A 15495-nucleotide genomic window follows, 5' to 3' on the forward strand; every position below is an offset into this window, starting at 1 on the left:
CGAGTGTCCTGTCATCGATGGGCGTGCGCCATCCTAGTCCGATCAGTTGAGCGGTCAATGCACTGGCGCGGGGTCGTTTCGCATTCGTTTCGTTTTCGCGCAAATCAATTTGCGTCACTGGCGAGACGGCCGCCGACTCGCACCTCACGCGCGAGCGGGCCGCCGATCCAGTAGCAAAGCTCGGCGGGTTCGTGGACGTTCCACAACACGAAATCGGCGCGCTGGCCGACCGCGAGCGTGCCACGGTCATCCAGACCCAGCGCACGCGCGGCATGCACGGTCGCGCCGAGCATGGCTTCCAGCGGCGTCAGACGGAACAAGGTGCAGGCCATGCTCATCGCCAGACGCAGCGACAGCAGCGGCGAGGTGCCGGGATTGAGATCAGTCGCGACCGCGATGGCGACCCCAGCGTTGCGGAATTCCCCGATCGGCGGCAGACGCGTCTCGCGCAGCGCGTAGAACGCGCCTGGCAGCAGCACCGCGACCGTGCCGGCGGCGGCCATTGCGCGCACGCCGTCGGCGTTGGTCCATTCCAGATGGTCGGCCGACAGCGCGCCGAACTCCGCAGCGAGGGCGGCGCCGCCAAGGTCGGAGAGCTGGTCGGCGTGCAATTTGACGCGCAGTCCGAGTGCGCTGGCCCGCTCGAATACGCGTCGCGTCTGCGCAGGCGTGAAGGCGATCTTCTCGCAGAATGCATCGACGGCATCGACGAGTCCCGCCTGAGCTGCGGCGGGCAGGATGTGCGTGCAGATCTCGTCGATCCAGTCATCGGCGCGACCGGCGAATTCGGGCGGCAGGGCATGCGCGGCAAGCAGGGTGGTGGCGACGTCGATGCCAAGCACCGCGCCGATTCGGCGCGCCACGCGCAGCATCTTGATTTCATCGTCGAGATCGAGCCCGTAGCCGGACTTGATCTCGAGCGTGGTGACGCCATCGGCGAGCAGGGCGCGTGCACGCGGCAAGGACTGCGCGAGCAGCTCGTCCTCGCTGGCTGCGCGGGTCGCGCGCACGCTCGAGGCGATGCCGCCACCCGCGCGTGCAATCTCCTCATAACTCGCGCCGTGCAGGCGCTGCTCGAACTCGCGCGCGCGATCGCTGCCGAAGACCAGGTGGGTGTGGCAATCGATCAATCCCGGCGTCACCAGCGTGCCCCGTGCCGACAGCGTTTGTGTCGCGCTGACTCCGGCAGGGATCGCATCCTGTGCGCCGACCCAGACGATGCGGCCATCACGCCAGCCCAGCGCGCCCCTGTCGATGAGGCCGTAGCCCGCATCGGCGAGCGTGGCAAGGCGTGCATCCACCAGCAGGCCGTCCCAGAGTGCAGTCATCGTGATCGATCCGTTTCGCCGCGATCCTTCGCGATTATGACCCAAGGCAAGTCTGGGGCGCCGGCCCTCGCCGGGATGAGGTTCCGCATGAAGCTTTGAGGCAAGGCCGCGTGGCAGCGTATGCTCTCGCGTTCACTCCTGGGGAAAGATCATGTCGTCGAGTCGATTCCGGAGCATGCCAGGCTTGCTGCTGTGCCTGTTGCTGTGGTCTTCACTTCCCGCGCAAGCCCAGTTGAGACAGGTGCCCGCGTCGAGCGCGCCCCTGCCGCTCAATCCCCTGGCCTTGTCGGTCGCGCAGGCGCCGCAGGCGTTCCGTGCGAGTGATGGCCGCACGCACCTGAGTTTCGAACTGCTGGCCCTGAACATGACCAATGCGGTCTTGCCGCTGCGATCGATCGAGGTATTTCCTGCATCGGGTGGGCAGGCGCTGCTCAGTTACACGGGCGATTCCATTGCCGCGCATCTGAGCCCGCTCGCGGCGTGGACGCAGCAGATCGACCGCATCGGGGCAAGCGCTGCCGCGACGATCTGGATCGATCTGGCCTTGGCTGCCGATCAGGCGCAGCCAACGGCGCTCGAGGTCAGGGTCGGTGTCGAGGGTGCGGGCATCAGCGCAAGTGACGCGATCACGCGCGTGGTGATCGGTGTCGACGCGCGGCCAGTGCGCGTGCTGCATCCGCCGCTCGCGGGCAAATCATGGGCGGTGCTCGAAGCCTGTTGCGATGCCGCCAATCATCATCGGCGCGGTCAGCGCTCGGTTGATGGCCATCTGGTGTTGCCCGAGCGTTTCGCGATCGATTTCGTGCAATTGAACGCCAAGGCCGACGCCTACCGTGGCAGCAATGTCAACGAACACTATTTCGGCTTTGGCAAGGACGTGCTCGCGGTGGCCGACGCCAGCGTCGTCGATGTCTACGATGAACTCGCCGATGTGCCAGCCGGCGCGCCGCTGCCGCCGCCGAGCCTGCCGCGTGCGGGCGGCAATCACGTGATTCTCGATCTGGGGGATGGCGTGTGGGCGATGTATGGCCACCTCAAGGCACGCAGCGTGCGCGTCAAGGCGGGCGATCGCGTGCGTGCGGGGCAGGTGCTTGCGCAACTGGGCAACAACGGCAATTCCGATCTGCCGCACCTGCACTTCCAGCTCATGGACAGCCGCAATTTCGCACTCGCGCAAGGCGTGCCTTTCGTTTTTGACCGCTACGAACTCGTCGGACATGCCGACGCGCAGGCCAGTCGCATCATTGCGCTGGATCGGCCCGAACGGCGCGAGCGTGAGCTTCCGCTGACCTTGTCGATCGTCGATTTCGCGCCGGCGGCGAAAGGCGGGACGCCAGAGCGGGCGCGATAGCTGGAATCCGCATCGGTGGGCCGCTAGGCTCGCGGCTTTGCCCCCGCTTGGAGCGCGCATGTCTTCCTTGTCCCTGCTGGCCGACCATGTCTGGCTCGACGGGCGCTTTGCTGCCTCCACTGCCTTGCAAGTCGACTCCGGCAAGCTGCACGCGGTGCCAGTCGCCGATGCGCAGGGCGAGCGCATCGGGCGTTTCGTGGTGCCCGGCATGCCGAACCTGCATTCGCATGCGTTTCAGCGCGCGATGGCCGGGCTGGCCGAACGGCGCTCGCTCGATGCATCAAGCACGGTGTCGGCGAACGACAGCTTCTGGACCTGGCGCGAGGTCATGTATGCCTTCGCCGGCTGCATCGGACCTGCGGATCTGCAGGCGATTGCCGCGCAGCTCTATGTCGAGATGCTCAAGGCAGGCTACACCCAGGTCTGCGAGTTCCACTATCTGCACCACCAGCCCGATGGTCGGCCTTATGCCGACCCTGCGGCGATGTCGCTGGCCTTGATCGAGGCCGCGCGCGACGCGGGCATCGGCCTTACCCTGTTGCCGACGCTGTACATGAGCGGCGGTTTCGATGGTCGCGCGTTGTCTGAACGCCAGCGTCGCTTCGGCCACGAAGTCGATGCGTTCCTGCGTTTGGTCGACGGTCTGCGAGCGCTGGAGTCGCCCCTGCTGCGCGTGGGCATCGCCTTGCATTCGCTGCGTGCGGTGCCGCCGACGGCACTGGACGAGCTGCTGGCGAGCGGCCTGGCGGGCAACTGCCCGATCCATATCCATATCGCCGAACAGATCGGCGAAGTGCAGGACTGTCTGGCGATCCGCAAGGCGCGTCCGGTCGAGTGGTTGCTCGATCACGCGCCGGTCGATGCGCGCTGGTGCCTGGTCCACGCCACGCATCTGACGGCCGATGAAACGCGGCGCCTGGCCGCGAGCGGCGCGATCGCGGGCCTGTGTCCGACCACCGAGGCCAATCTGGGGGACGGACTGTTTCCACTGCGTGACTTTCTGGATGCCACGGGCGTGATCGGCATCGGCTCGGACAGTCATATCTCGGTGTCGCCGGTCGAGGAACTGCGCTGGCTCGAATACGGACAGCGCTTGGTCACGCGCCATCGCAACGTGAGCGCAAGTGCGGCCACGCCGAGTACGGGTGAGTGCCTGTTCGCACACGCGCTCGTTGGTGGCGCGCAGGCCAGTGGCATGCCGATCGGGCGGCTGGACGCGGCGCGCGCGGACCTGCTCGTGCTCGAGGATGCCGCGCCGCTGCTTGCCGGGCGCGATGCGGCGCACGCGATCGACACCTGGCTGTTTGCCGGCAACGCCAATCTCGTGCGCGACGTGATGGTGGCTGGGCGCTGGCAAGTGCGCGGCGGACATCACCACGACGAGGAACGCATCGCCGCACGCTACCGCACGGTCGTCGAGCGCCTCGTGCGCAGGTTCTGACCGGTCAGGGGTGGCGAGACGGCGTCACGCCACGTCGCCGCGCGGACCCGCGATGTTCAGCGCGACCCTTCGCGCAATGCCGGAAGCAGCGGTGCCAGCTTGCCGTCGTTGGGCCGCCCCTGGATGCGCAGCAGATGCGCGAGCAGGGGATAGACATCGACGTTGTCGAACTCCGGCAGGACCAGGCCGCGACGGAAATCCGGACCGCGCGCGATGAAGAGCGCCTGCATTTGCGGCGCGTCGTTGTCATAGCCATGTTCACCGCGCGTCGGGTGCCGCCCCGGCCGGTCGTATTCATGCGTGCTGATCATGCCGCCGACTTCGGCCACGCAGACGATCGGAGGCAGGCGAGGATTGCTGCCATAGTGGAAGCGCGCCGGCAGCTCGCCCTTGCGCCAGCAGCTCATGTGCGGATGCGGTTTGAGCAGGGCCGCATCGACCGCAGCTTCCTTGCCGGGTTTGGGCGTCATGGTGGAGACCACGCCGTAGTTGTCGACCTTGACATCGTCGAGTGGTACCACGTCATCAAGGTAGGTGCGCAATTCCGGCTTGGTTGCCGCCGAGCCGTGGTCGGAAACGATCACCAGATCGGTTTGGTCATACAGGCCGCGATCGCGCAGGCCGGCCACGAGACGCGCGATGGCAGCGTCGACGGTGCCAAGTGCGTCGTTCACTTCCTTCGAGTCGGGGCCGAAGCCGTGGCCGGCATGGTCGACGTCGTCGAAATACAGGGTAAGGAACTGCGGGCGGCGTGCGAGCGGCAGGTCGATCCAGCGCAACAGATGATCGACGCGCTCGTTGGGCGTCATCGCGCCGTCGAAATACAGCCAGTGATCGGGCCGCACGCCAGCGATTGCCACGTCGGAGCCGGGCCAGAACATGGTCGCGGTGCGCAGCCCCTGCTTTTGTGCGGTCACCCAGATCGGCTCGCCGCCCCACCAGTGCGGGTTGGCCGTCGAGTAGCGATCCTTGTAGATGAAGGCGTCGCCGCTGGCGGGATCCTTGAAGCGGTTGTTGATGATGCCGTGATGATCCGGGTAGAGCCCGGTGACCAGGGTGTAGTGATTGGGGAAGGTCAACGATGGGAACGCGGGCTTCATCGCCACCGCGCGCACACCCTCATCGGCGAGCGCCTTGAGCGTAGGTGTGCGCTGGCGCTGGAGGAAGTCGGGGCGAAAGCCGTCGATCGAAACGAGGATCACCAGTGGGCGCGCGGCAAGCTGAGCCTGCACTTTGGTGCGTGGCTGCTGCGCGCAGCCGGTGGCGATGACGAGGAGGAAGACGATCAGCAGGGACAGACGACGCATGGGCAACACGCTGGCGAAAAGAAGCAATCCTCGCCCAGTCGCGCGTTCATGGCCAGACGCACTGCCGCAAGTTCGGTCCCGGGAGGCCGTCATTTCAACGGCGCCGCGGAGTTTCCATCTGCGGCAGGAACCAGGCGAGCAGGCCGATGGCGGGCAACCAGGCGCAGATCGCGTAGACCGACTGGATGCCGATGTGATCGGCGAGCGCGCCAAGCACGGCTGCGCCCAGCCCTCCCATGCCGAAGGCGAAACCGAAGAACAGCCCCGCGATCACGCCGGTGCGGCCGGGCACGAGTTCCTGCGCGTAGACGAGGATCGCGGCGAACGCCGAAGAAAGGATCAGTCCGATCAGTACCGAGAGCAGGCTCGTCCACAGCAGGTTTGCATGTGGCAACAGCAGGGTGAACGGCAGCACACCGAGGATCGAGCCCCAGATCACGTACTTGCGGCCGATACGATCGCCGATCGGCCCACCCGCGAGCGTGCCCGCGGCGACCGCGCCGAGAAACACGAACAGGTGCAACTGCGCGGCCTGTGCATCGAGCTTGAAGCGCTCCATGAGATAGAAGGTGTAGTAGCTGGAAATGCTCGCCAGATAGAAGTACTTGGAGAAGATCAGCAGGCCAAGCACCACCAGCGTCGCCACGATCGTGCGGCGCGGCAGGCGCGAGCCGGCCTTGGCCGCCGCCTGCGCGGCGCGATGCGCCGACAGGTGCGTGCCATACCAGCGGCCGATGCGCGTGAGCAGCACCATCGCCACCAGCGCGGCGATCGCGAACCATTCGACGCTGGTCTGCCCACGCGGCATCACCAGATAGGCGGCCAGCAGCGGCCCGAGCGCCGAGCCGAGATTGCCGCCGACCTGGAACACCGATTGCGCCAGACCATGCTGGCCGCCAGAGGCCATGCGCGCGACACGCGAGGACTCGGGGTGGAACACGGACGAACCCGAGCCGACCAGCGCCGCCGCCAGCAGCAGCACCGGAAAGGTCGGTGCATGCGCGAGCAGCAGCAGGCCACAGAGCGTGCAGGCCATGCCGATCACCAGCGAGTACGGCAGCGGATGCCGGTCGGTGTAGATGCCCACCAGCGGCTGCAGCAGCGAAGCGGTGAGCTGGAAAGTCAGCGTGATCAGCCCGATCTGGCCGAAACTCAGCGCGAAATTGTCCTTGAGCAGCGGGTAGATCGCCGGCAACAAGGACTGGATCATGTCGTTGAGCAGGTGACAGGTGCTGAGCATCAGCAGGATCGGAAACGCCGTACGCGTCGCCGCGGCCGCGCGTGAAGCCGGCAGGCCAGGATCCCCGGTCAGCGCCGCATCGATCGGCGAGGGGACATCGGGGACAGGGGAATCCAGGGATTGGGCAGACATGGGTCGCCGATTATCGGTGAACGCCGACCCGCTGGCATAGGCTTGAAGCCACGCCTGCCTTGCCGGACCGGCGCGTCGTTGCATACCCTCGCCGCGTTCGGGGCAAGCGGGTAGAATGTGCCTTTCCGGCAGAATCCTTCGCCCATGACCCCCCTCATTTTCGTGACCGGCGGCGTGGTGTCCTCGCTTGGCAAGGGCATCGCCGCCGCGTCGCTGGCTGCCATCCTCGAGGCGCGCGGCCTGCGCGTGACCTTGATGAAGCTCGATCCCTACATCAATGTCGATCCGGGCACGATGAGCCCGTTCCAGCATGGCGAGGTCTACGTCACCGATGATGGTGCCGAAACCGACCTCGACCTCGGTCACTACGAGCGCTTCGTGCGCACGCGCCTGACCGGCAAGAATTCGATCACCACCGGCAAGATCTACGAGAGCGTGATCGCCAAGGAGCGTCGCGGCGACTACCTCGGCGCGACCGTGCAGGTGATTCCGCACATCACCGACGAGATCAAGCACCGCATCTACGAGGCGACCCAGGGTTACGACGTGGCGCTGGTGGAAATCGGCGGCACCGTTGGCGACATCGAATCGCAGCCCTTCCTCGAGGCGATCCGCCAGATCCGCATCGAGCATGGCGCCGAGTTCGCGATGTTCATGCATCTGACCCTGGTGCCGTACATCAAGGCCGCCGGCGAGATCAAGACCAAGCCGACCCAGCATTCAGTCAAGGAACTGCGTTCGATCGGCATCCAGGCCGACGTGCTGGTATGCCGCTGCGAGCAACCCTTGCCACAGAGCGAGCGGCGCAAGATCGCGCTGTTCACCAACGTGCCGGAAAAGGCGGTGATAAGCGCTGCCGACGTCGATGTGATTTACGAACTGCCATTCTCGCTGCATGCGCAGAAGCTCGACGAAATCGTGGTCGAACGTCTGCGCCTGCCGGCCAAGGCGGCCGATTTGTCGGAGTGGGAGCGTACGCTCGATGCGGTACGCAACCCGCAGGGCGAGGTCGACATCGCCATCGTCGGCAAGTACGTCGAACACAAGGACGCCTACAAGTCGCTCGGCGAGGCGCTGCGCCACGGCGGCATCAAGCAGAAGACACGCGTCAATCTGCACTGGCTCGAATCCGAGGATGTCGAGCGCAAGGGCGCGCAGATGCTCAAGGACTACGACGGCATCCTCGTGCCGGGTGGCTTCGGCAAGCGCGGCTTCGAGGGCAAGATTGCGGCGGCGCGTTTCGCGCGCGAGAGCCGGGTTCCGTATTTCGGCATTTGCTATGGCATGCATGCGGCGGTGGTTGATTTCGCGCGCAACATTGCGGGCCTGGAAGGCGCCAACTCGAGCGAGAACGACCGCAACTGTGCGCATCCGGTGATCGGTCTCATCACCGAGTGGACCACAGGCAGCGGTGAGATCGAACGGCGGGACGAGGACTCCGACAAGGGGGGCACGATGCGCCTGGGTGCGCAGGAATGCCGGCTCAAGGCCGGCACGCTCACGCGCGAGCTGTACGGCCAGGACGTGGTGCGCGAGCGCCACCGCCATCGCTACGAATTCAACAACCGCTATCGACAGCAGTTCAAGGATTTGGGTCTGGTGATCGCGGGCAAGTCGATGGATGACTTGCTGGTGGAAGTCATCGAACTGCCCAACCATCCGTGGTTCATCGCCTGCCAGGCGCATCCGGAGTTCACTTCGACGCCGCGTGATGGCCATCCATTGTTCATCGGCTTCATCCGCGCGGCGCGCGAGCAGCGCGCGATGCGACTGGCGCCGAAATTGGCGCAGGCGACGGCGTGAACGCAGCGGCGGTGCCGATTCTTGCTTGATATCGCCAATCCGTTTCATTGAACTTTGACAGTTGAGGTCCCGGCCACGCCCGGGAAGACGGTGCCTGAAATGAAGCTGTGCGGTTTTGAAGTCGGTGCCTCGCAACCCTTGTTCCTGATCGCCGGGCCCTGCGTGATCGAATCGATGCAGTTGCAGATCGACACCGCGGGCACGCTCAAGGAAATCACCGGCCGTCTCGGGGTGCCCTTCATCTTCAAGTCGAGTTTCGACAAGGCCAATCGCACTTCGGGCACGAGTTTCCGCGGTCCGGGTCTCGAGGAAGGTCTCAAGGTGCTGGCCGAAGTCAAGCGCCAGATCGGCGTGCCGGTGCTCACCGACGTGCACGAATACACGCCGATGGACGAGGTCGCGAGCGTGGTCGATGTGTTGCAGACGCCGGCTTTCCTGTGCCGGCAGACCGATTTCATCCTCAAGGCCTGCAGCGCCGGCAAGCCGGTCAACATCAAGAAGGGCCAGTTCCTGTCGCCGTGGGAAATGAAACACGTCGCCGCCAAGGCACGCTCGACCGGCAATGCGCAGATCATGGTCTGCGAGCGCGGCGCGAGTTTCGGCTACAACAATCTCGTGTCCGACATGCGCAGCCTCGTCGTCATGCGCGACACCCAGTGCCCGGTGGTGTTCGACGCGACCCACTCGGTGCAGTTGCCCGGCGGCGCCGACGGCAAGTCGGGCGGCCAGCGTGAATTCGTGCCGGCGCTCGCGCGCGCGGCAGTCGCGGTGGGCGTGGCCGGTGTGTTCATGGAAACCCATCCCGATCCGGACAAGGCCTTGAGTGATGGGCCCAATGCCTGGCCGCTCGGAAAAATGGAATCTTTGCTCGGCACGCTGGTCGAAATCGACCGTCTGCTCAAGTCGCGGATCGATGCATGAAGTTCCCGTATTGCCTGTACGCCGTCATGGCGTGCGGGCGTGGTCAAACCAGTCTGGAGAATGCGCAATGCGTGGAGTTTGCCTTGGTGTCTTGATGGTGGGTCTGGCGCTGGCGGGTTCGGCGCAGGCGGGTGTGGGCGTGGCAAAGTTTGCGGTGGAGTCCTCACCGGGCAAGGCCGACCAGCCGGTTGCGCACAAGACCCCGGCCGGCTTCGAATGCACGCGCGGGATCGTTGCAGTCAAGGCGCTCGCGGGCGAGCGCTTCGAATACGCAGGCAAGAACTACAACCTCAAGGAACTCGCCAAGGCGCTGGAGGCGGCCAATCGGCCGGTGGCATTTGATTGCGTCGTCATCGATGGCAGCGCATCCCCATCGCCGAAGAAGTTGACGGATGTGATCGCCAAGCTCGGCAAGGGTTCGGTCAAGCATGTCGAATGGAGTGGCCCCAAGGCCGCCAAGCCCGGGCAGCCCGGCTCTCCCAAGTTCGAGAAGAAGTGATCGCAACATGAGCCAGATCAGCCAGATCCATGCGCGGGAAATCCTCGACTCGCGCGGCAATCCCACCCTTGAAGCCGAAGTCACGCTCGCCGATGGATCGTTCGGCCGAGCTGCGGTGCCCTCGGGTGCTTCCACCGGCTCGCGCGAGGCGGTCGAACTGCGCGATGGCGACAAGTCGCGTTACCTGGGCAAGGGCGTGCGCAAGGCCGTGACCAATGTCAACACGACGATTGCGCAGGCACTCAAGGGTTTCGATGCGGCAGACCAGAAGGGTCTGGATGCCAAGCTCATTGCGCTCGACGGCACGCCCAACAAGAGCGGGCTCGGTGCCAATGCCTTGCTTGGCGTTTCACTGGCGACGGCGCATGCGCAGGCGGCATCGCGCAAGCAGCCGCTGTGGCAATACATCAACACTTCGCTGGCCAATGGTGCGCCCCTGCATCTCCCGGTGCCGATGATGAACATCGTCAACGGCGGCGCGCATGCCGACAACAATGTCGACATGCAGGAGTTCATGGTGCTGCCGGTCGGCCTGCCGGATTTTGCCGAAGCCTTGCGCGCGGGCGTGGAAATCTTCCATGCGCTCAAGTCCGTGCTCAAGGCCAGGGGTCTCAACACCGCAGTCGGTGACGAAGGCGGCTTTGCGCCCGATCTCAAATCCAACGAGCAGGCGATCGAGACGATTCTCGAAGCGATCGCCAAGGCCGGCTACCACGCCGGCAAGGATGTCTGGCTCGGGCTCGACGTCGCCAGTTCCGAGTTCTACAAGGACGGCGTCTACGATCTCGCCGGCGAAGGTCGCAAGTTCTCCAGCGCGGAACTCATCGAGTTCTATGCAAGCTGGTGTGCGAAGTATCCGATCCTCACCATCGAAGATGGCATGGCCGAAGGCGACTGGGATGGCTGGCAGGCGCTTACGCAGCGACTGGGCAGAACCGTGCAGCTGGTCGGCGACGACCTGTTCGTCACCAATCCGGCGATCTTCCGCGAGGGTATCGAACGTGGGATAGGCAACGCGATCCTGATCAAGGTCAATCAGATCGGCACGCTCTCGGAAACGCTCGAGGCGATTGCAATGGCAGAAGGCGCGGGCTATGCGGCCGTGGTGTCGCATCGTTCCGGCGAGACCGAAGACACCACGATCGCCGATATCGCGGTCGCGACCGCGGCAACGCAGATCAAGACCGGGTCCCTGTGCCGTTCCGACCGCGTGGCCAAGTACAACCAGTTGCTGCGCATCGAGGAGGCGCTGGGCAGCGCCGCGCGCTACGCAGGCAGGACGGCGTTTCCCAATCTGCCGTCATTCAAGGGTTGAGGCGGGCGCGTGCTGCGCTGGGCCGCGCTCGTCTTGCTGGTGCTGCTCGTCGCGCTGCAGGTGCAGCTGTGGAGCGGGCACGGCGGGTTGCGCGATATGTGGCGCTTGCAGCAGAACGTGGCCGAGCAGAAGAAGGGCAATGAAGCGATCAAGCAGCGCAACGAAACCCTGTCTGCCGAGGTCGAGGATCTCAAGCATGGCAACGAGGCGATCGAGGAGCGCGCACGCTCCGAGCTGGGGCTGATCAAGCCGGGCGAGACCTTCATCCAGGTGGTCGAGCCCGCCGAGGGCAAGGCGCAGCGACGCGATGAGCATTGAACCGCTGTGGTGCGTGGTGCCCGCGGCCGGACACGGCGCGCGCTTCGGTGCGGATCGGCCCAAGCAGTATGTCGAGATCGATGGCAGATCGCTGCTCGAATGGACACTGACGGCGCTCGCGGTCAGTCCCCACGTTGCCGCGATCCTGCTCGTGCTCGCCGCTGAGGACGTGCAATGGCGTGGGCGTGATTCCTTCGCCGGCAAACCCCTGCGTACCACGATCGGCGGGGCGCAGCGCAGCGCCTCGGTGCTCGCCGGACTGCGTGCCTTGCCGCCCCGGGTGGCGCCTGCCGACTTCGTGCTGGTGCACGATGCCGCGCGGCCTTGCATCTCGTGCGTCGACATCGACCGGCTGGTGGAACGCGCGGTACCCGCGGGTGGCGGCCTGCTGGCCGCGCCGCTGCGCGATACCCTCAAGCGTGCCGATGCCGATGGCCGGGTGGCGGCGACCGAGCCCCGCGAGACTCGCTGGCGTGCGCTCACGCCGCAATTGTTTACACGCGGCGCGCTGGAAGCGGCACTCACCCGCGCGCAGACCGATGGCGTGGAGATCACCGACGAGGCAATGGCGATGGAGCGCACCGGGCATGCGCCGCTGCTGGTCGAAGGTGACGAGCGCAACATCAAGGTCACCACGCCGGCCGATCTTGCGGTGGTTCAGGCCATGCTGCAAGGCATGCCGGCAACGGTGCGATAATCCCGGCCCCGCGGAACCTCCGCGTCCCGCCTTCCACCGCAGGCCCCACCATGCGCATCGGCCAAGGTTTCGACGTCCACGCATTCGGCCCCGGTGATTGCGTCACCCTGGGCGGCGTGCGCATTGCCTACGATCGCGGCCTGATAGCGCACTCGGACGGTGATGTCGCCGTGCACGCGCTGTGCGACGCCTTGCTCGGCGCGCTCGCGCTGGGCGACATCGGCAAGCATTTTCCGCCGACCGATCCGCGCTGGGCACATGCCGATTCCATGCAGTTCCTGAGCCGCTGCACGGAGATGGTCGTCGAGCAGGGTTATGTGATCGGCAATGTCGACATCACGATCGTCTGCGAAAAGCCCAAGCTCGCACCGCACATTCAAGCGATGCGCGAGCGCCTCGCCGAAGAAATGGCTTGCCAGATCAACCTGGTGAGTGTGAAGGCGACCACCAGCGAAAAGCTCGGTTTCACCGGGCGTGGTGAGGGCATCGCGGCGTTTGCGGTGGCGCTGTTGCAGCCACGCGTGGTCGCTGCAACCGTGGCGCGGGTCGAGGAGCCGGAACTGCGCGCTTTCGTCGAGCGCGTCGAGGCCGAAGTCGATGCCGATCTGGCCGCATCGATTCCCTCGGCGGGTCCGCTGGCTGAGGCGAGCCTCAAGCAGCAAGACAAGCGCAAGTGAATTTGAACCTGCCGTATGCGCATGGCGGCCCGCCGCTGCGTGGCCGACTGCGCGTCCAACCGGAAGATTTCCGCGTCGAGGAAGTGCTCGGCTTCGAGCCGAGCGGCGACGGCGAGCATGCCTTCCTCGAAATCGAAAAGACCGGCGCCAATACCGAATGGGTGGCACGCCAGCTCGCGCGTGCGCTCGAATTGCCGCCAGTCACGATCGGTTTCTGCGGACTCAAGGATCGCCACGCGGTCACGCGTCAGGCTTACACCGTCCATCTGGGCAGGCGCGCCGATCCCGATTGGCAGGCGCTTTCGATTGCGGGTGTGCGTGTGCTCTCGGCAACGCGCCATGCGCGCAAGCTCAAGCGCGGCGCGCACCGCGGCAATCGCTTCGTGATCCGGGCGCACGATCTCGCAGGCGATCGCGCGCAGGCACAGGCGATCGTCGCAGCGATCGCCGCGCAGGGTGTGCCGAACTACTTCGGCGAGCAGCGCTTCGGTCACGGTGATGACAATCTTGCCTTGGCGCGGCGACTGTTTGCGGGGGAGCGTCTGCCACGCGAGCAGCGTGGCTTCGCGCTGTCGGCCGCGCGTTCGGCCTTGTTCAATGCGGTTCTGGCGCGGCGTGTGGGCGCATGCCAATGGAACCGCGCGCTGGCCGGTGAAGTGTGGATGCTGGCCGGAAGCCATTCGGTGTTCGGGCCCGAGCCTTTGAGCGTCGATCTGGAACAGCGGCTCGCTGGGCTCGACGTCCACCCGACCGGCCCGTTGTGGGGCAGGGGGGCCTTGCGCAGCAGCGAGGCCGTGCACGAACTCGAAATGGATGTCGCCGCGAAGTGGAGCGAATTCGCGCAAGGACTCGAACAGGCCGGTCTCGAACAGCAGCGACGCTCCTTGCGGCTGCTCGTGCACGACCTGCGGATCGACTGGCAGGACGATCATTGCACCCTGGCGTTTGCGCTCGAGTCGGGCGCGTTTGCGACCGTGGTGCTGCGCGAGTTGTGCCGGAGCCCGGACGAGGCCTGAGTTGCACGCGAGCGTGCCGATCGCTCAATTCGCGCGTTGCAGGAGCACGATCACCGCGCCGGTGCCGCCCTGGGCGGGACGCGCCGAGGTGAAGGCGAGGACGTCGGCACGACGACGCAGCAAGCTGTCGGTGAGCTGCTTGATGACGGGCCCACGCGCGCTCGAGCGCAGACCCTTGCCGTGCACGATGCGCACGCACAGCTCGTGGTGGCGGCGGCAGTCATCGAGGAACTGGCTGATTGCGCTGCGGGCGACGGCCACGCTCATTTCGTGCAGGTCGATTTCGGCCTGGACGCTGAAGCGGCCGCGCCGCAGTTGCTGCAGCAAGCGCGCGGGTTGGCCGAGCTTGAGATGGCTGATTTCCTCGCCCAGTTCGACCGCGCCCGCTTCAAACGCGTGATTGAGCAGTTCGTCCTTGACGCGTGCCTCGTCGCGGCGGAACTGTTCGGCAGCCGGCTCGGGTTGACTGGGCCGTGGCGCGGCCTCGCAAGCCGGCAGCTCGCGCACGCGACCGATCGCGGCGCGGAACAGGCGGGCGTCGTCATCGTCGGCGTTCATTGCCAGAGGCTAGCAGATCGCCGGCGCGCAGCGGTGCCGGCGTGCGATCCGCTATCATTGCGCATTGGTTTCCTCCTCGATGGACGATGGCCGCCTGGTGCGGCGCGCAGACGCATGCGGGTATTGGTCAGCAACGATGATGGAGTGGATGCACCGGGTATTGCGGTGCTGGCGCAGCGCTTGTGCGAAATCGGCGAGGTCACCGTGGTGGCGCCCGATCGGGACCGCTCCGGCGCGAGCAATTCGCTCACGCTCGACCAGCCGATCCGCGTGCTCAAGCTCGACGAGCACCGCTGGCGCGTCGCCGGCACGCCGACCGATTGCGTGCATCTGGCCCTGTCGGGTTTGCTCGACCACGAGCCCGACATCGTCGTATCCGGCATCAACAACGCGGCCAACCTTGGCGATGACGTGATCTATTCGGGCACCGTCTCGGCGGCGATGGAGGGACGTTTTCTCGGCTTGCCGGCAATCGCGGTGTCGCTGGTCACGCGCGACCATGTCGGCCATCACTTCCAGAGTGCGGCCGAAGCCGTGTTGCTGCTGATCCGCCGCCTGCTGGTCGATCCGCTGCCGGCCGACACCATCCTCAACGTCAACGTGCCGGATCGTCCCTGGCACGAGATCCGCGGCCTGCAGGTGACGCGACTCGGGCGGCGCCATCGCTCGGCGCCGTGCATCGCCCAGCGCGATCCGCGTGGCCGGCCGATCTGGTGGATAGGCCCGTCCGGCGAAGCCGACGACGATGGTCCAGGCACCGACTTTGCTTCGGTGCGCGAGGGTTTTGTTTCGATCACGCCAATCCATGTCGACCTCACCCGCTTCCAGGCACTCGACAAGGTGGCCGGTTGGGTATCGGCCTTGCAGGCGGAATCCAAGTGAGCCTTTCGTC

Annotated in this window: 14 protein-coding genes and 1 pseudogene; 11 read left to right on the forward strand and 4 right to left on the reverse strand. The window is 65.8% G+C overall.

Features of this window, described 5'->3' with window-relative positions; genetic code table 11:
- Nucleotides 1-104: 104 nt before the first annotated feature.
- Nucleotides 105-1328 carry an imidazolonepropionase gene (hutI, locus tag KF759_RS01600; RefSeq protein WP_291222579.1) on the reverse strand — a complete coding sequence of 408 codons (1224 nt, stop codon included), beginning with the start codon at nt 1326-1328 and terminating at the stop codon, nt 105-107.
- 175 nt (nt 1329-1503) lie between these two features.
- Here hutI and KF759_RS01605 point away from each other — a divergent pair, with 175 nt between their 5' ends.
- Nucleotides 1504-2679, forward strand: coding sequence for a M23 family metallopeptidase (locus KF759_RS01605; protein WP_291222581.1), 1176 nt, complete (start codon nt 1504-1506; stop codon nt 2677-2679).
- Between the two features lie 58 nt (nt 2680-2737).
- Nucleotides 2738-4120 carry a formimidoylglutamate deiminase gene (locus KF759_RS01610; protein ID WP_291222582.1) on the forward strand — a complete coding sequence of 461 codons (1383 nt, stop codon included), beginning with the start codon at nt 2738-2740 and terminating at the stop codon, nt 4118-4120.
- A 56-nt stretch (nt 4121-4176) separates the two neighbouring features.
- Here KF759_RS01610 and KF759_RS01615 read toward each other — a convergent pair whose 3' ends face one another.
- Nucleotides 4177-5427 carry an ectonucleotide pyrophosphatase/phosphodiesterase gene (locus KF759_RS01615; RefSeq protein ID WP_291222584.1) on the reverse strand — a complete coding sequence of 417 codons (1251 nt, stop codon included), beginning with the start codon at nt 5425-5427 and terminating at the stop codon, nt 4177-4179.
- A gap of 94 nt (nt 5428-5521) precedes the next feature.
- Nucleotides 5522-6667 (reverse strand): MFS transporter, encoded by a 1146-nt coding sequence (locus tag KF759_RS01620; RefSeq protein WP_291222805.1) that lies wholly within the window; start codon nt 6665-6667, stop codon nt 5522-5524.
- Nucleotides 6668-6943: 276 nt separating this feature from the next.
- On the opposite strand from KF759_RS01620, the gene KF759_RS01625 reads away from it, so the two are divergent.
- The 8 genes and pseudogenes from KF759_RS01625 (at nt 6944) to truD (ending at nt 14045) form a co-directional block, all read left to right on the forward strand.
- Nucleotides 6944-8602, forward strand: coding sequence for a CTP synthase (locus KF759_RS01625; protein WP_291222586.1), 1659 nt, complete (start codon nt 6944-6946; stop codon nt 8600-8602).
- A 99-nt stretch (nt 8603-8701) separates the two neighbouring features.
- Nucleotides 8702-9523: a 3-deoxy-8-phosphooctulonate synthase gene (gene kdsA / locus KF759_RS01630; RefSeq protein ID WP_291222806.1), complete on the forward strand. Its 822-nt coding sequence runs from the start codon at nt 8702-8704 to the stop codon at nt 9521-9523.
- Between the two features lie 67 nt (nt 9524-9590).
- On the forward strand, nt 9591-10022 hold the full coding sequence (locus tag KF759_RS01635) for a hypothetical protein (protein WP_291222588.1): 432 nt from the start codon (nt 9591-9593) through the stop codon (nt 10020-10022).
- A 7-nt stretch (nt 10023-10029) separates the two neighbouring features.
- The gene (gene eno / locus KF759_RS01640; RefSeq protein WP_291222590.1) at nt 10030-11337 is read left to right on the forward strand and encodes a phosphopyruvate hydratase; all 1308 of its coding nucleotides are present in this window, start codon (nt 10030-10032) and stop codon (nt 11335-11337) included.
- Between the two features lie 9 nt (nt 11338-11346).
- Nucleotides 11347-11655, forward strand: a complete 309-nt coding sequence (gene ftsB / locus KF759_RS01645; RefSeq protein ID WP_291222592.1) for a cell division protein FtsB — start codon at nt 11347-11349, stop codon at nt 11653-11655.
- Nucleotides 11645-12352 (forward strand): 2-C-methyl-D-erythritol 4-phosphate cytidylyltransferase, encoded by a 708-nt coding sequence (gene ispD / locus KF759_RS01650; RefSeq protein WP_291222594.1) that lies wholly within the window; start codon nt 11645-11647, stop codon nt 12350-12352. Before ftsB ends, ispD begins: the two co-directional genes overlap by 11 nt.
- 50 nt (nt 12353-12402) lie before the next feature.
- A pseudogene (gene ispF / locus KF759_RS01655) lies at nt 12403-12864 on the forward strand (2-C-methyl-D-erythritol 2,4-cyclodiphosphate synthase); the annotation flags it as partial.
- 161 nt (nt 12865-13025) lie between these two features.
- Entirely contained in the window at nt 13026-14045 is a 1020-nt protein-coding gene (truD, locus tag KF759_RS01660; RefSeq protein ID WP_291222596.1) for a tRNA pseudouridine(13) synthase TruD, read from the forward strand.
- A 24-nt stretch (nt 14046-14069) separates the two neighbouring features.
- Here the strand turns inward: truD and KF759_RS01665 are convergent, their stop codons facing one another.
- The gene (locus KF759_RS01665; protein WP_291222597.1) at nt 14070-14603 is read right to left on the reverse strand and encodes a Smr/MutS family protein; all 534 of its coding nucleotides are present in this window, start codon (nt 14601-14603) and stop codon (nt 14070-14072) included.
- Between the two features lie 114 nt (nt 14604-14717).
- On the opposite strand from KF759_RS01665, the gene surE reads away from it, so the two are divergent.
- On the forward strand, nt 14718-15485 hold the full coding sequence (gene surE, locus KF759_RS01670) for a 5'/3'-nucleotidase SurE (protein WP_291222600.1): 768 nt from the start codon (nt 14718-14720) through the stop codon (nt 15483-15485).
- Nucleotides 15486-15495: the final 10 nt, after the last annotated feature.

It is taken from the genome of Dokdonella sp. (assembly GCF_019634815.1).
Lineage (GTDB): Bacteria > Pseudomonadota > Gammaproteobacteria > Xanthomonadales > Rhodanobacteraceae > Dokdonella_A.

What these genes read in the sequence shown, in the direction of transcription:
- kdsA (WP_291222806.1), top strand. Translation starts at nt 8,702, where the DNA reads ATGAAGCTGTGCGGTTTTGAAGTCGGTGCCTCGCAACCCTTGTTCCTG.
- ispD (WP_291222594.1), top strand. Translation starts at nt 11,645, where the DNA reads ATGAGCATTGAACCGCTGTGGTGCGTGGTGCCCGCGGCCGGACACGGC.
- KF759_RS01620 (WP_291222805.1), bottom strand. Translation starts at nt 6,667, where the DNA reads ATGCTCAGCACCTGTCACCTGCTCAACGACATGATCCAGTCCTTGTTG.
- KF759_RS01635 (WP_291222588.1), top strand. Translation starts at nt 9,591, where the DNA reads ATGCGTGGAGTTTGCCTTGGTGTCTTGATGGTGGGTCTGGCGCTGGCG.
- hutI (WP_291222579.1), bottom strand. Translation starts at nt 1,328, where the DNA reads ATGACTGCACTCTGGGACGGCCTGCTGGTGGATGCACGCCTTGCCACG.
- KF759_RS01605 (WP_291222581.1), top strand. Translation starts at nt 1,504, where the DNA reads ATGCCAGGCTTGCTGCTGTGCCTGTTGCTGTGGTCTTCACTTCCCGCG.
- KF759_RS01665 (WP_291222597.1), bottom strand. Translation starts at nt 14,603, where the DNA reads ATGAACGCCGACGATGACGACGCCCGCCTGTTCCGCGCCGCGATCGGT.
- KF759_RS01610 (WP_291222582.1), top strand. Translation starts at nt 2,738, where the DNA reads ATGTCTTCCTTGTCCCTGCTGGCCGACCATGTCTGGCTCGACGGGCGC.
- KF759_RS01625 (WP_291222586.1), top strand. Translation starts at nt 6,944, where the DNA reads ATGACCCCCCTCATTTTCGTGACCGGCGGCGTGGTGTCCTCGCTTGGC.
- surE (WP_291222600.1), top strand. Translation starts at nt 14,718, where the DNA reads ATGCGGGTATTGGTCAGCAACGATGATGGAGTGGATGCACCGGGTATT.
- eno (WP_291222590.1), top strand. Translation starts at nt 10,030, where the DNA reads ATGAGCCAGATCAGCCAGATCCATGCGCGGGAAATCCTCGACTCGCGC.
- KF759_RS01615 (WP_291222584.1), bottom strand. Translation starts at nt 5,427, where the DNA reads ATGCGTCGTCTGTCCCTGCTGATCGTCTTCCTCCTCGTCATCGCCACC.